Source organism: Chlorobiota bacterium (assembly GCA_016710285.1).
Lineage (GTDB): Bacteria > Bacteroidota > Ignavibacteria > OLB7 > OLB7 > OLB7.
Map to the genome: position 1 here is coordinate 1,019,709 of JADJXR010000001.1, position 15,283 is coordinate 1,034,991.

At 58.2% G+C, this 15,283-nt stretch carries 9 protein-coding genes; 8 read left to right on the top strand and 1 reads right to left on the bottom strand.

Features of this window, described 5'->3' with window-relative positions:
* Nucleotides 1-12: 12 nt before the first annotated feature.
* The 8 genes from IPM61_03635 to IPM61_03670 all read left to right on the top strand — a co-directional run bounded on the left by IPM61_03635 (nucleotide 13) and on the right by IPM61_03670 (nucleotide 10,506).
* A complete protein-coding gene (locus IPM61_03635) occupies nucleotides 13-801 on the top strand; it encodes a thiazole synthase (GenBank protein ID MBK8910398.1) in 789 nt (262 codons plus the stop codon).
* A 5-nt stretch (nucleotides 802-806) separates the two neighbouring features.
* On the top strand, nucleotides 807-1,412 hold the full coding sequence (locus IPM61_03640; GenBank protein ID MBK8910399.1) for a thiamine phosphate synthase: 606 nt from the start codon (nucleotides 807-809) through the stop codon (nucleotides 1,410-1,412).
* A gap of 14 nt (nucleotides 1,413-1,426) precedes the next feature.
* Nucleotides 1,427-2,200 (top strand): methyltransferase domain-containing protein, encoded by a 774-nt coding sequence (locus IPM61_03645; GenBank protein ID MBK8910400.1) that lies wholly within the window; start codon nucleotides 1,427-1,429, stop codon nucleotides 2,198-2,200.
* Complete coding sequence (thiD, locus tag IPM61_03650; protein MBK8910401.1) at nucleotides 2,197-3,018, top strand: bifunctional hydroxymethylpyrimidine kinase/phosphomethylpyrimidine kinase; 822 nt, start codon at nucleotides 2,197-2,199, stop codon at nucleotides 3,016-3,018. Before IPM61_03645 ends, thiD begins: the two co-directional genes overlap by 4 nt.
* Nucleotides 3,019-3,183: 165 nt before the next feature.
* Nucleotides 3,184-3,699 (top strand): GNAT family N-acetyltransferase, encoded by a 516-nt coding sequence (locus IPM61_03655; GenBank protein ID MBK8910402.1) that lies wholly within the window; start codon nucleotides 3,184-3,186, stop codon nucleotides 3,697-3,699.
* 8 nt (nucleotides 3,700-3,707) lie between these two features.
* The gene (locus tag IPM61_03660; GenBank protein MBK8910403.1) at nucleotides 3,708-6,548 is read left to right on the top strand and encodes an insulinase family protein; all 2,841 of its coding nucleotides are present in this window, start codon (nucleotides 3,708-3,710) and stop codon (nucleotides 6,546-6,548) included.
* A 154-nt stretch (nucleotides 6,549-6,702) separates the two neighbouring features.
* A complete protein-coding gene (locus IPM61_03665) occupies nucleotides 6,703-7,161 on the top strand; it encodes a nucleoside deaminase (protein MBK8910404.1) in 459 nt (152 codons plus the stop codon).
* 48 nt (nucleotides 7,162-7,209) lie between these two features.
* Nucleotides 7,210-10,506 carry an AAA family ATPase gene (locus tag IPM61_03670; GenBank protein ID MBK8910405.1) on the top strand — a complete coding sequence of 1,099 codons (3,297 nt, stop codon included), beginning with the start codon at nucleotides 7,210-7,212 and terminating at the stop codon, nucleotides 10,504-10,506.
* 134 nt (nucleotides 10,507-10,640) lie between these two features.
* Here the strand turns inward: IPM61_03670 and IPM61_03675 are convergent, their stop codons facing one another.
* Nucleotides 10,641-14,975: a T9SS type A sorting domain-containing protein gene (locus tag IPM61_03675; GenBank protein ID MBK8910406.1), complete on the bottom strand. Its 4,335-nt coding sequence runs from the start codon at nucleotides 14,973-14,975 to the stop codon at nucleotides 10,641-10,643.
* Between the last annotated feature and the right edge of the window lie 308 nt (nucleotides 14,976-15,283).

Sequence of the window (15,283 nt, forward strand, 5' to 3'; positions counted from 1 at the left end):
AGAGCATTCAGTATGTCCGGCGACCCCTTTTTACTTGGCACGCGCAGCTATAACTCCCGATTGATTTTGGGAACCAGCCGCTACCCGAACCCCGCGATCATGGCGGAGTCGTTGCGGGCTGGCGGTGCGGAGCTTGTCACCGTCTCCATCCGGCGGCTGAACCTGCGCGACCGCAACTCCCCTTCGATCCTTGACTCCATTGACCGCACCCGCTACGACCTGCTTCCGAACACCGCAGGATGCTACACCGCAAAGGATGCCGTGCTGACCGCACAGCTTGCACGCGAAGCATTGGGAACCGATTTCATCAAGGTGGAGGTGATTGGCGACGAGGAGACGTTATTCCCCGATGTTGAGCATCTTCTGAAAGCCTGTTTGGAGCTTGTTCGGGACCAGTTTGTGGTGCTTCCCTACTGCAACGATGACCCCATCACCTGCATGAAATTGCAAGACATCGGGTGCGCTGCGGTGATGCCCCTTGCCGCGCCGATCGGCTCCGGCATGGGGATACGCAACCCGTACAACCTTCAGATTATCCGTGAGAAAATCCAGATACCGATGATTATTGATGCCGGAATAGGAACCGCATCGGACGCGGCCCGCGCAATGGAGCTGGGTGCCGATGCAATCCTGCTGAACAGCGCGGTGGCCGGCGCGCACGACCCCGTGGGAATGGCCAGCGCAATGCGAATGGCGGTGGAGGCCGGGCGGCTGGCGCACCACGCCGGGCGCATCCCCACAAAACTGTATGCCACCGCTTCCTCCCCTGTTCAGGGGGTCATTCATACCGGCGGAGCATAACCCCAATGGAACCAATTTTCCGGCTGCTGGCAATCGCACAAACGCCAGCCGATGTGGAGCGATATGTGGACGCGGCCCGCGCCAACCCTGACGTTCGGCTTGGCCTTATGGCCCGCGACCCCGGCCACCGTCGCGACGGCGTGGAGGACCTGATCCGCACCGCGCTTGCGCGGCGAGCACCGCACAATCTTACCCTTATCAGCAACGCCTATCCGGTCCCCGGGTCCCAGCTGCTTCACCTGACGGCGTTGGGGCTGCGGGAACTGTCGTGGGCTGGCGGTGGCGGGTGCTTGCGGCGTGCGTTTGGGGCCTCCACCCACAGCGTCCAGGAAGCATTGCTGGCGGAAAACATGGGGGCGGATTACATTACCCTTAGCCCACTGTTCCCAACGGCCTCCAAGCCCGGCGCAACCGGCGGGGGATTGGAACTTTTGCGGGAAGTCTGCGCGGCGGTTTCCGTTCCGGTGTTTGCCCTGGGCGGGGTGACGCTGCAGAACGCCCACCACTGCATTGAAGCCGGCGCGTACGGCATTGCCGGCATCACCCTGTTTGCCCAGAACGCCCTTGAAGAACTTCACGCAGCAATGCTGCCAACCACGCAGCACCCATAACCGAAGGCAGAACAATGGCGATGGACCAAGCAATACAAGAACGCGAGAAGCAGTTTTACGATGAGGAGTGGAAGAAAATCACCGTGCGCGAAATTCGCGGCAGGGTGGTGATCCCGCAGGTCCCAACCCTTTCCGGGAAACGCGTCCTTGTCTGCTCCTGCGGGACCGGAATCGAAGCGGTGCAGGCCGCGTTGGAAGGGGCCGATGTTTATGCCTTCGACATCTCCGAAACGGCGGTGCAGAACGCCCGCGCAATGGCCGAATTCAACAACGTCCCGATGCAGGTCCAGGCGATGGATTTCCACCACCTCACCTACCCCGATGACTTCTTCGACATCGTTTACGGCTCGGCAATTTTGCACCACATTGATTGCGACGTTGTGGGCCGCAACATCCACCGCGTGCTGAAGCCTGGCGGCGTTGCGTACTTCCGGGAAAACAGCGACCGCAACCCGCTGCTCCGTTGGATCCGGCGGCTTGCGTTTGGCAAACCCGGGGGCTATCAACGCCAGCGATTTCTCTTCTTCCGCCGCAACGGAACCACCGATGAATATCCCCTGACCGAGGAAGAAGTCAGGACCTTGCGCGACATCTTCCACGGGAATTTGCAGCGTTACAACCAGACTTTCGAGTTCTTCTACTTGCTGAACGCCATGATCTTCAAAAAGCGTTCGGTTGGGCGGAAGCTGCGGGCGTTCGACCGGTTTGTGGTGCGGGTGCTTCCGTTCCTACGCCGCTACTCCTTCCAACAAGAACTCTGGATGCAGAAGCCAAGCGGCAAGCCATGAACGTGGCCCTCACAATCGCCGGTTCCGACAGCGGCGGCGGCGCGGGAATCCAAGCCGACCTGAAAACGTTCCAGGCGTTCGGCCTGTTTGGGACCACGGCCATCACCAGCGTTACCGCCCAAAACACTTGCGGCGTGCGGGGCGTGGCGGATGTTCCGGTGGAGGTTATCGCCGGGCAGATTGAGGCGGTGATGGATGATTTCCAGGTGGCGGCAATCAAAATTGGGATGGTTTCTTCGGCAGCAATCATCCACGCCGTTGCCCAGCTGCTGGAACGCCGCGCCGCCAACATCCCCATTGTGCTGGACCCCGTAATGGTGGCCACCAGCGGCGACCGGCTGCTGCGCCACGATGCCGTTGCTGCGCTTGCCAAACGGCTGATTCCGCTGGCAACCATCGTCACCCCGAACATCCCCGAAGCCGAAGTTCTTTCCCAACAAAGCATTGCCTCGGTCCCCGAAATGCGCCACGCCGCAAGCACGATTGCGGCAATGGGGCCGGCAGCAGTGCTTATCAAAGGGGGCCATCCGCCGCAAACGGAGCACGCCACGCCGGAGGCCCTGGACCTGCTGCTTGATGGAGGTGAATTCCAGGAGTTCCGCTTGCCGTGGATCCAAACCGGAAGCACCCACGGGACCGGGTGCACCCTTTCGGCGGCGATTGCCGCGCTGCTGGCGTTGGGGAATCCACTGCCGCAAGCGGTGTTGCAGGCAAAAGCGTACGTCCATGGGGCCATGCTCCACGCACCAGGATTGGGGAAGGGAAGCGGGCCACTGCTCCATTCGTGGCGGTCCAACGCCCCGGACCGGAACCCCTGATTTCTTGATTGTTGCTCTTCTTGTTTGCGGTGCAACCGGCCATTTGCTGCGGCGTAGCGGGGCGGGGTTGGTCCGCCGCAGTTCCCAATGCGCCCCCTTTCCCTGCGCTTCCCCAATGCTTCGTTGAACAGTAAGATTCAGGCCTTCCCTTCCCCAAAACAGAACATGACTGAACCGAATTTCCACATTCGCCCGGCAACGCCTGCGGATTCCGGGTTGATCCATTCGCTGATTGCCGAGCTTGCCGAGTACGAGCGGCTGCGCCACGAGATGGTGGCAACCGAGCAGAGCATCCATCAGGCACTGTTTGGGAAATCCCCCCGCGCCGAAGTGATCCTTGCGTGCGTTGGCCAAACGGCGGTGGGGTTCGCCCTTTTCTTCCACAATTTTTCCACTTTTTTGGGACGCTCAGGGGTGTATCTTGAGGATCTTTTCGTCCGCCCCGAGCATCGCGGCAACGGCTACGGGAAAGCGTTGCTTCAACGCCTGGCCCAGATTGCCGTCGGGCGGGGATGCGGGCGGATGGAGTGGAGCGTTCTGGACTGGAACCAGCCCTCCATTGATTTCTACAAAAGCCTGGGCGCAACCCCGATGGACGAATGGACGGTGTATCGCCTAACTGGGACGGCATTGGAATCGCTAGCAAAGAACCATTCCGAAGGGACCATAGATAACCAATAACCACATTCTTGAACACGATTGCTATGAAGCGAAGAATCACAGGGCTGTTTGCCGCCGCGATCATGGCGGCAACGCTGGCATCGGCGGTTGCGCAGCCAAGCGGCGGCGCATCGCTGGACCTTGACGCGAAGCTGCCGTTCGACCCCGCGGTGCGCCGGGGCACGTTGCCCAATGGCTTGCAGTACTTTATCCGCGCCAACAAAAAACCGGAGAACCGTGCCGAGCTTCGGCTGGCGTTGAACGTTGGGTCCACCAGCGAGGACGACGACCAGCAGGGATTGGCCCACTTCGTTGAGCACATGGCGTTCAACGGGACCAAGAACTTTGCCAAGAACGACATCGTTGGATTCCTTGAATCCATCGGCATGAGGTTCGGCGCGGACCTAAACGCCCACACCAGTTTCGACGAAACCGTCTATCAGCTGCAATTGCCAACTGAGGATATGAAGATCGTTGACAAAGGGGTCCAAATCCTGGAGGACTGGGCGCACAACATCTCCATGGAAGATGTGGAGATTGACAAAGAGCGGGGGGTGATTATCGAGGAGCTTCGGCTGCGGCTTGGCGCCGAATTTCGGATGTCGCAGAAGCAATATCCCGTGATGTACCACGGCGCACGCTATCCCGAACGCTGGCCGATTGGGAAGAAAGAAATCTTGGAAACCTTCAAGTACGAAACCATCAAGCGATTCTACCGCGACTGGTATCGCCCCGACCTGATGGCCGTGGTGGTGGTTGGCGATTTCGACCCCGCAAAAGTTGAGGAGATGGTGGTGCGCCACTTCTCCAAAATCAAACCGGCAACCAACCCGCGCAACCGCGAATGGTACACCATGCCGGACCACAAGCAAACGCTGTTTGCCATTGCCACGGATCCCGAAGCAACCCGCAGCAGCATTGGGGTGATGTACAAGCACGATTACAAGCCGGACCTTACCGTCCGCGATTACCGCCAGGGGATCGTGGATGCCATTTACAACCGGATGCTGAACCAACGATTCTACGAGATCAGCCAGCAGCCGAACGCTCCGTTCCTCGGCGCGTTCTCCTCCAAAGGCTCCTTCAACCGCGCAAAGGAAATTTACCGGCTTGGTGCCAGCGTGAAAAATGGAGGGATCGAGCAAGGGTTGGAAGCGATTCTGACCGAAGCAAAACGGGTGGAGAAATTTGGATTCACCCCCACCGAGCTGGAGCGAACCAAGAAGGAGATGCTCCGCAGCTTCGAGCAAGCGTATGCCGAGCGCGACAAGTTTGAATCGGGTCAATATGCCGAAGAATATGTCCGCTACTTCACGAATCTGGCTCCGGCGCCAGGCATTGATTACGAGTACGCACTCTACCAGCAATACGTTGGCACCATCACCCTTGATGAGGTGAACCGCCTTGCTGCCGAGCTGATCCGCGAGGATAACCGCGTCTTCACCATCAACGCTCCGCAGAAAGAAGGGGTGGCCGTCCCCGACAGCAACGCACTGCTGGCGATTGTGAAAAAAGTGGAGGGGAAAGAAGTCACGCCATATGTTGACCAAGTAAGCAACCAGCCACTGCTGGCCACCAAGCCAGCCGCCGGAAAAGTGGTGGATACCAAGACGATCCCAGAGCTGAACGTTACCGAGTGGAAGCTCTCGAACGGGATTCACGTGGTGATGAAGCCAACCGATTTCAAGAACGACGAGGTCTCCTTCACGGCATTCAGCCCCGGGGGAACGTCCCTTGCTTCCGATGCCAATTTCATCCCCGCCTCCACCGCTTCGGCAGTGGTTCCGTTGGGGGGCGTGGCCCAGTTCGACCAGATCGCTTTGCAGAAAATGTTGGCGGGGAAAGCCGCTGACGTTTCCCCGTTCATCAACGAACTTCAGGAAGGAATGGGGGGAAGCGCGTCGCCAAAAGATTTGGAGACGATGTTCCAACTGATCTACCTGTACGCCACCCAGCCGCGGATGGACCCGAAAGCCTTCGAGACCTTCAAGGCCAGCCAGCGCGCCAGCTTGCAGAACCGCAACGCCCGCCCAGAGACGGCGTTCCAGGACACCGTCACCAACGTGATGTCGCAATATCACTTCCGCCGCCAACCCTGGACCGAGGGGACGCTGGAGAAGCTGGACCTGCAGAAATCATACGACTTCTACCGCGAACGATTTGCCGACATGGGGGATTTCACCTTCGTGTTTGTTGGCAACTTCAAGCCGGAAGAAATCAAGCCGATGATTGAGACCTACCTGGGAGGGCTTCCCTCGAAAGGGCGGCAAGAAAACTGGAAAGACTTGGGAATCCGCCCACCAACCGGGACGATTGAGAAAGCCGTGCGGAAAGGGGTGGAGCAAAAAGGGCAGGTTCGGATTGCCCTTACCGGCCCGTTTGAATGGACCCGGAAAAACCGCATGGACCTGCGCGCACTGATGGACGTTCTGGACATCCGCCTGCGCGAAAGCCTGCGCGAGGACAAAGGGGGGGTGTATAGCCCAGCAGCGTTCGGATCAACGGCGCATTATCCTGTGCCAAATTACTCCGTCAACGTCCTGTACGGCTGCGACCCCAAACGCGCCAATGAGTTGGTGGCCGCCACGCTGGACGTTATGAAGGAGCTAAAAGCCAACGGCCCACTGGCGGACGATCTGCACAAGGTGAAAGAAATGTTCCTGCGCGAACGGGAAACGAACCTGAAAGACAACCGCTACTGGCTGGGAACCTTGCAGTTTTACTACCTGAACCAAGAGGACCCGATGCAGGTGATCCGCGACGAGCAGATGATTAAAAACATCAGTGCCGACGACGTAAAACGCGCCGCAAACCTCTACTTCAACATGAACAACCGGATCACGGTTGTGATGTATCCAGAGACCATGTAGGCCAGCAACGCAAACGCAACCAGACAAAGGGCTTCGGCGGGAAACTGCCGAGGCCCTTTTGCATCCCCCCCCCCGCGTCCTTTGCTTCCCTTCCGCAATGCCACCGCCGCAGAAAAGCGTTTTCAGCTTCCGCCGCTGGCGTATTTTGCGGCGCATGAATCGGCACGAACACTTTATGGAAATGGCCTTGGAGGAAGCACGCATTGCCGGGCAAGAAGGTGAGGTCCCGATTGGTGCGGTGCTGGTTCGCAATGGGTCCGTGATTGCGCGATCCCACAACCGTGTGGAGCAGCTGAAGAACCCAACCGCCCACGCCGAACTGTTAGCCATCCAAGAAGCAATCGCGTGCCAGCAAGAGAAATGGCTGCATGAATGCGCGCTGTACGTGACGCTGGAGCCATGCCCGATGTGCGCCGGCGCAATCCTTCTTGCAAGGATTCCCAAACTCTACTTTGGCGCGTTCGACGCAAACGCCGGCGCGGCGGGGACGCTCTTCTCCATCACGGCGGATCCCCGGCTGAACCACGCGGCCCAGACGTGGGGCGGGATTTGCGCGGCCCAAAGCACCCAGCTGCTTCAGCAATTTTTCCGCGAGCAACGGACCCGGAAATAGCCGATACTTGATTCACACAATCCAGCACTTGTTTCATCAATCCAAACCATGTCCCTTATTGATTTCATCAACCACGGAATCCTTCCATTTATGGGGCGCGAAGCAACGGCGCAGCGGATACTGGAGGCCGTTGCGCGCATTGCCGAAGCCCCGGGCCTGCACGCAATGTTGATGACCGGGGAAGCCGGAGCGGGAAAAAGCCGGTTGATTGAAGAAGCCATTCGCCGCGCAGAAGATGCCGGGGTGGCGGTGATCCACGCAAAGCTCTATCCCGAATCCCCCACCGCCATTGCGCCAATGCTCAGCAGTGCCATTTGGCGGTACACCATGGCCCACCCCGCCACCAACGTAGATGCCGACGACACGCTTCCATCGGTGGCTTCGGCTCTGCGGCGATTGTCGCGGCTGCGGCGGCTGCTGCTGGTGTTGGAGGATATCCACCTGATTACTGGGGAAGGGGTTCCGCAACTTGCGTTGCTGCTGCAAGGGTTAAGCGATGAGCAGATGGTCCTGCTGTGCGCCGCCCGCCCGGTGGAGATTCCTGTGCGTGGCGTGCTGGAGCCGCACCTTGTTGATGAGTTCCCCCTTCCGCCCCTTGACCGCGACAGCCTTCGCGAGATATGGACGCACCTGTTCGATGAAGCACCCACCAGCAGCGTGATTGAACTGCTGATGGCCACCACCGCTGGAAACCCGCTTGCGCTCCGCTCGGGCCTGCGTGGCGCGCTGAATGCCGGGGTGATTGCCCGCGACGCACGCGCGGGGATGTGGCGCGTAAGCAGCAACAGCACCGCGCTGAAAAACATTCTTGAACGTGGCGTGGGGTCGCTAACGGAGGGGATGGCCGCCCACTTGCAGCCGGAGGAACGCCGCGCCGCCAGCAGCATTGCAGCACTTGGCGAAGTGGTCGCGCGCGAGTCGGCAGCGGCGATGATTGGCGGCGACCTTCGCACCATGGACATCCTGACGTTCAAGGGGATACTCACTCCGCTCGATTCGCTGATCCCTCACCTTTCCGGGAAAGCCTCTGCCTCGCCGTTGCTGGCCTTCACCCACTCCCTGCTCCACCGCCGATTGGCCGATGACCACCAGGCCGATATGGGGCGATTGGTTGAGGTGATTGCTGGCGGGCTTCCGCTGTTTTCGGCAACTCCGTTCCAGCTTCTTGCCGCCGCCGAAACGCTTCCGCAGCTCCCGACCGACGTTGCCCGCGACGCAATCCAGCGCGGGTTGGATATCGCGCTGGAGCTTGACAACACCGCCGATTGGCCCCTTGCCTTGCAGGTCTGGAACGGAACCCAGCGGCTGTTCCAACATATCGAGCAGGAGTTGGAGCCGGAGCCGCAGCAAACCCTGCAGGCACTGATGTTGATCCGCCGTAGCAACCTTCTGCATCGTGACCATGATGCGTTCCAGGGGGTGTTGGATGATCTGTTGCGGGTAACGGCAAATCCATCCAGCAACCAGATGTGGTTCTACCGATTCTCCACCTTGGTGAACCAGCATCTGCACAGTTTCAACCGAACCGGAACGCCGGACCTTGAGGCCCGCAGCGGCATTGAGGCACTGGCAAAGGAACGCCCGCACCTGCAGTTCACGCAGTCGTACGTGGCGTACTTGTGGCAACGGCTGTACATCGGCTCGCTGGAGCATGATAATGCTGCGCAACGTGAGGTGGAAAGCATCATGGAGCGGCTGATAGAATCGGACGAAGCCAACGATGAGTTCCGCGCAATGCTCCGCAGCTCGCTCTATCCAATCCTGATTGACCTGTTCGAGACCGAAGCGGAGCTGCACAAGCGTTTGGAGATGCTGCAGGAACTTGAGCGGATGCCGCGCCAATCCAACTACCCCGACGTGCTCCATTGCAAACTTGTGCTGCTGTTCACCATTGGCAAGATGCACGACGTTGCAACCACCGCCCAGGAAACCGCCCGCGTTGCGCGCGAGCGGAACCTGCTGCAGAATCTCTATTTCGCGCTTCGGTGCGGCACCGCGGCCCAGGGGATGACCCACTTACCGATGGAACGCCTTGCCGCCGAAGCAAAACGCGTGGCCGATACGTTTGCCGAACCCCACACCCAGTTGCAGCGGGATCACTTCGGCTATCAGCTTGCCACCGCGGCGGCACTGCGTGGTGAGCACGATTGGGCCGAGCGATTCGAGGGGGAATACATGAGCGATTGGAAGAAGTTCACGCCGCTGCACCGCAGGGTCCACCACGCCATTCGCCACGATGGACTGCAAGAGTTGATGGGGGAGGAGATTCCCGAATCGCCGCAAAACAACCTGCTGTGCGAGCTTGCGGAAGTGGTGGTCGCGCGGGATGCTGGCGTGGCCGCGTCATCCTTGGTGGAACAGATTCAGCAAGCCAGCTTGCAGCCGATCTTGACGCTTCCGATGCTGCTTATCAATCGTGCACTGCTTGCTTTGCTGGTTCACGCGCAGAAGTTCCCGGAGCTTCAGCCCTTGACGGATCCGCTTACCCAGGACCTGCAGCGCATGGTGGTTGCCGATCTTGAATGGTGCTTGCAGCAGCGGCTTCCGCTGGGAATGGCGGGGGCATTGCAGCAGTTCGAGGGGTTGCTTCCCAAGCGGGAGGCCACACGGTGGCGTGGCACGATGCAGAACCTGCTCCGCGAGGCATTGCCGCACCACTCGGACCACGAGCAAGGGGAGCTGAGGTTGGCAATGGTTGGGACGATTGAGGTTCAGTTGCCAAGCGGCGAAACTGTGAAGCCACGCGGCGAGCGGCTGCGGGTGTTCCTGGGATTGCTGACGGTGGATGCGATGGTGGAAAAACGGCTAACCCAGCGCGAACTTTATCGCCTTGCCGTCCCCGACATGAGCGACCCCGACGACATCCGTAAATCGGTGAACCTGACGGTGCATCGGCTGCGGGAGATGATGGGCCACGAAGCAATCCTTACCGACGGCGACACGCCCCGGCTGAATCGTTCGGCCATGAAGATTGATATTCTTGAGGCGTACGATCATCTGCAAACAGCAACCCGTGCTTTGTCGGAAGGAGTGCTTGTGCGGGCGCAAGAGGCATTGGTGAAAGGGATCGGAATCACCAGGGGCGAGGTGATTTTCCCGACGTTGTTCGAGGAGTTTTTCCAAGCCGCACGCGAGGATTACGAGAATCGGATTCGCTTGCTGGCGATTCGCACGGCACGCAGCCTGATTCGCGAGGGGGATAGCGTTCGCGCCGAGGAGCTTCTTTCCCGCGCCGTCGCGGCCATGCCAACAAATGGGGAGCTTCGTGAGCTTCTGCATGAAACCCTCCGCAAACTTGATCGCCACGTGGAGGCCGAGCGGGTGAGGATGGAAGCGGGGGGATAACTCCATCAGCCTTCTTCCCGCAAGCGATACAGCATCCATTGGAATGAACGTGAGGTTAGAGATACAGCAAAGCCCCTTCAACATTGCTGTTGAAGGGGCTTGCTGTTTCGTCGCTGAGTTCGTTTAGCGGTGGATTACCGCGTCACGGTCAGTTTCTTGCTCAGTGTGAAGCCGTTGCCGACCAGTTTATAGACGTAGGTTCCGCTTGGAACGGTCACGCCGTTTTGGTCGGTGCCTTCCCATGTGATGCTGTTGGCACCGGCCGTGGCATCAACATCGAAGGTGCGGACAACGCTACCGAACACGTCCACAATCTCAACTTTCACCTTGCCGCTTTCAACAACGTTGAAGGCGATTTGGGTCAGGTTGCCCATTGGGTTCGGGACGTTTTGGCCAAGGCTGTTGGTCAAGCCTGTGGAAGCCGACTCGATGCGGGCTTCGCGGATACCGCTGTAGCTGACCGTTCCATCAAGGTCGGTCTGGCGCAGGCGGTATTGGTAGGTTGGGCCAACGTTCACCTTGGTGTCGGTGTAGTCGTACTGCTTGGCTTGGTTGCTGGTTCCGTTCCCCTTCACGAATCCAAGCTCGTTCCAGCTTTCGACTCCCTTCTCGCGGCGTTCCACAAAGAAGCCGTGGTTGTTCAACTCGGTTGCGGTGCTCCAATCAAGGCGAACAGCGTTGGCCAGCGGTGTGGCCTCGAACGATGCAAGCTCAACCGGAGTAACAAGGCAAACCGTTGTGCTCTTTGGTCCGAAGAATGGCTGGATCATCGGAATCCACGACGCACGCTGGTGCGTTGGGAATCCGGCGACCGTTCCTTGCCAATTCAAGTGTGGATAGCCTGGGTTACCCGTTGAGGTAATCATTGGCACCCACGACCCCGAACCCGTTGTTGCTTCGTACCAGAAGCGGTTTGCACGCATATCTGGGTGCGCCGGGATGCTGAAGTTCCCCTGGCCTGGGCTAAGGTCTTCGCGGATTGTCGTCACCTGACCCATGCGGCTGGCATCGGCACCAAGCTCAAGACCGGTTTCGCCAAGCTGAGCAATGGTTGCGTAGTACAGCCCTGGCTCCACCACCAATGGCGTATCCAACTCGTAAGTAACGAACTGGCCGAAGTTGAATGGCTCCGTTGATGGCCGTGATGGGATACCCTGGCCACGAAGCGCAAAGCGCACCGAACGGGCGATGACCTGGTTTGGAGGCGTGTTTACGTTTGCCCCCGGGCCTTGCTGGTAGATGGAGTACTTGATGTAATCCGGCGACTGGTTGGCTTCGCCGAAGTACGCACGCCAGCCGCGGATGGTATCGCGCGAAAGGATGCGGAACTGCATTGCGAAGGTACCAGCACTGCTGCCGCCAACTGGGCCGTACGGCGATCCACCGGTTGCATCCGGGTATGGAGCAACAAGGTTCAAGCCTTTGCCGGTCAAGCCAGCGTAGTTCGGGACGTCGTTCGAGCCGTCGTCGTACGCAAACACCGAACCGATGGTCAGATCGAAATCTGTGTAGGTGTAGTCGTTTGCGTTGTAGGAATCGTAGCCCGTTGGGAAAATCTGGGCGTTGATCCGGTAGCGCGTGGTCTTTGTTTGATTCGGATACGCCGGATCGTTTGGATTCGGCGTAAACTCGCTTCCGCACTCTTGGGCGTTCCATGATGGGAACGGCTGGCGGAAGTCACGACCGGCTTGCACCGATACCACTGTCAAGTAACGATAGTAGTTGTACAATCCTGGTGGTGGCGGAGCTGCCGCATTGACCACCCACATTGCTACACCAAATGCCGTAGCTGCCGTGGATCCGTTGTTGGAGACTTTTGTCCAGAGCGGAATGGCGCGTGCTTGCGAGCCAGGAGCAATGGTGTATGGCCAATCCACACCCACTGCCGTAACCTCTACCTCAGGCTTCTGTGGTTCCACCAACATGACGTTGTCCACAAAGAATGGATCGCTGTCGTCACCCGGAGGTCCGGCTGGGTTTTGGTCGTTTTTGGCCAATACACGCAGGCGGAAACGGAAGGTTTTGTTCGCGTTCAGCGGTTTGGTCCAACGTGTAGGAATCGGAATGTATGCCCGGTAGAACTCGAAGTCCTTACCGGCATCAAATTCGTCCACAACGATCTTACCATTAGTGTCAAGCTCCGACCCACCGCCGCCGCCAAACACGCCCCACCGTGGTGAAGTCGCGCCCCAGCCTTGGACACCGGCCAGTGCTGCATTCAACGATGCTTTGCTGTCGTTGAAGCCGGCTTCGCGCCAGTTCTTTGGATTGGTGACGTTATCAATACCGTCTGGGCTTGGCTCGGCAAACTCCACCACCAATTGGTCTGGGCGCTGGATGAAGCTCGACTTTGCAGTGTTAAACACCGCTTGCTCTGGGCCGACGCGCAGGTTATCGCTCCAGCCACGTGCGTAGGTCTGGCGACCGGCACGTTGGTAGGAAAGGATAATGACTGGGCGGCTCAATACTGTGCTCAGGTTGATCGGGAAGGAGATCAACGTATCGCCCACATACGAACCTGGGTATGGAGCCAACGAGACATCGTTACGATCGAGCAGCACCACTGGCGAATTCACGCCGCGGCTTCCTGCTGGACCACGTGGTGGCGGTGGGTTGTAGCAGTTCGCTTCACCATCAACCACTTGTGCGCCAATCGAGACCCAACGTTTCACCGGTGGGATCAGACCATCTTCTGGTGAATCGTCGTAGTCGCTAAAGGTGGAGATATACGGCACCTCTTGGCGGCTGATACCGAACATGCGGATGCCCGTAGTGTCGTCGAACGGCCAGCGGTCGCCATAGATTTGCCCTTGCGGGTTGCGATCGGTGGCAATCACTTCTGCTTTGAAACGGCCAAGCTGTTTCAGCAGCTGGGCGTTGGTGACGTATGGATCGAAGACGATCGTATCAATATTCGGAATGCTGGTATTTGTGTTCATAATACCAGGGGTATTCTCGATAGGATAGAGCGACTTCGTAGCACGGGTTTTCTGATACACCGGCTGCGCCAACACGTTCACAAGGTCCCGAATACGGAAGATCACGTTAAAGGCAATCGGCTGGGCCGTGTAGTTTACCCCTGTGATCCCTTGCTTGTTGCTGGAGACGTTCTCCACGATACCGACCGGGCGAACCACACCAAGGATGGCGTTGCCAAGAAGCAACTCAAAGTTGCCGGCTTCTTGCCCCTTCGGCAATGGCTCAAACACATTCGGGTTATTCTTGTTCGGAACTTGGAAGGTCACGTTCAACACGCGCACCACGTTCTTCCATTGCTTAAACTGAATGGCAAGGTTGGCGTGCGGCGTGGCACCTTTATCGCCGTTTACATACACCGCACCAGTGTTTGGCGTGTAGTTGGCTAAATAGTTCGTGTACTCGCGATCATGGCTTTGAACGCCGATTGTTGCGTTCACCGCAAAGACCGAAGCTGCAGGGAAGGTAAAGATACCCTGGGTTGGATCGGCCAACGAACCACGGAAGTTGACGTAGTTGTACTGCACCGTGCTGTCGCTGCGGTCCAGCACCACCTGGAAGCTGGCACCAACTTGGCGGCGTGCTGGTGTTGCCGGCGTGCCGATAATTGGCAGCACGCGGGACCGGTTCATCATCGTCATGTTGACATAATAGATGATGAGCTTGTTGCCGCTTTGATCCCGCCGCCAGTAAACGCGGCCGTAGTCGTCCGGCAATCCGGTTGATGGATTGATCTGCAGCAACTCGTTGTCGTCCCAAAGCGGAGCCAGCACCGAGCGCAGGCTGTTGGCCGGGAACGGAGTGTTGTTACGGTTACGAATGCCACCTTGAGCAGTTTTGGTGCCACGAGCAACAAATTCGAAACCGTAATCATCCGCCGTAGGATCGGTTAAGGCGTTGCCGGTTTTTCCACGGGTGTCATCGCTCCACGGATCGTAATCAATACGGTTGCCGTTGACATCGTACTGATAACGACGGTTGGTCAAAGCGATCAGACCGTTGGTGGAGACGTAGAAGCTATCATACTTCCGACCGTAGTAGTAGAACGGGAATCCGATAGCAATTGGCCCGGCGAACGCGTCGTCGGTCGAGTCCGTTGCTAAGTCTGGATTGTGGAAGTACTCATAACCACTGCTTCCGGGCTGTTCCCAAAAGCTCATCGGTTGTTGGTTTGGCCCCGAAAGGATGCGACGCCAGCTTTTGGCTTCAACACCTGTGGTGTCAACAAACGAGTAGCTTGGGGCCCACGGCGCGCCGGATTGCGGTGCGTCGTTGTCGGTTACGTAGTACCCAGTGGCCAATGGCGATTTGCCAATCGGCCCCCCCGGGTAAGATTCTGGATTGCCGGCTGCGTCGCTTGGATTGCTGTCGTAGGTGCGGCGTTGTGGATCGGGAGAATCGTTTTTCTCCCCCCCATCGCCACCCCCTGCAACAACCATCGAAGTTGGCAGAGCAAACATCACAGCGCAGAGAAGCAGTAGTAGCTTTCTCATCGGATGCACTCCTGAGTTAAATGTGAGTTGAGGAATTGGAACTTGATTGTATTTGGCTTACGCTTGTTCATTCTTTGGTAGGTTTCTTCCGCAGTTCGCCCCCCTGTACCACTGGCGGAGATTCAATGGAATTGATGACCAATCCAACAAACCCAATTGGAACACTTGATATAGTACAACAACCATCCCTTCACCCTTTCCACCCCCCTCCATTATGCTAACACAGGAATTGGCGATTTTGTTAGCAAGTTTTTTTGTTTGGGGGACAAAGATAGAAAAGATGGGATAAAAGTGATGCTATGCCCCTA

Coding starts and splice junctions, on each gene's coding strand:
- IPM61_03635 (MBK8910398.1), top strand. CDS start 13: ATGTCCGGCGACCCCTTTTTACTTGGCACGCGCAGCTATAACTCCCGA.
- IPM61_03640 (MBK8910399.1), top strand. CDS start 807: ATGGAACCAATTTTCCGGCTGCTGGCAATCGCACAAACGCCAGCCGAT.
- IPM61_03645 (MBK8910400.1), top strand. CDS start 1,427: ATGGCGATGGACCAAGCAATACAAGAACGCGAGAAGCAGTTTTACGAT.
- thiD (MBK8910401.1), top strand. CDS start 2,197: ATGAACGTGGCCCTCACAATCGCCGGTTCCGACAGCGGCGGCGGCGCG.
- IPM61_03655 (MBK8910402.1), top strand. CDS start 3,184: ATGACTGAACCGAATTTCCACATTCGCCCGGCAACGCCTGCGGATTCC.
- IPM61_03665 (MBK8910404.1), top strand. CDS start 6,703: ATGAATCGGCACGAACACTTTATGGAAATGGCCTTGGAGGAAGCACGC.
- IPM61_03670 (MBK8910405.1), top strand. CDS start 7,210: ATGTCCCTTATTGATTTCATCAACCACGGAATCCTTCCATTTATGGGG.
- IPM61_03675 (MBK8910406.1), bottom strand. CDS start 14,975: ATGAGAAAGCTACTACTGCTTCTCTGCGCTGTGATGTTTGCTCTGCCA.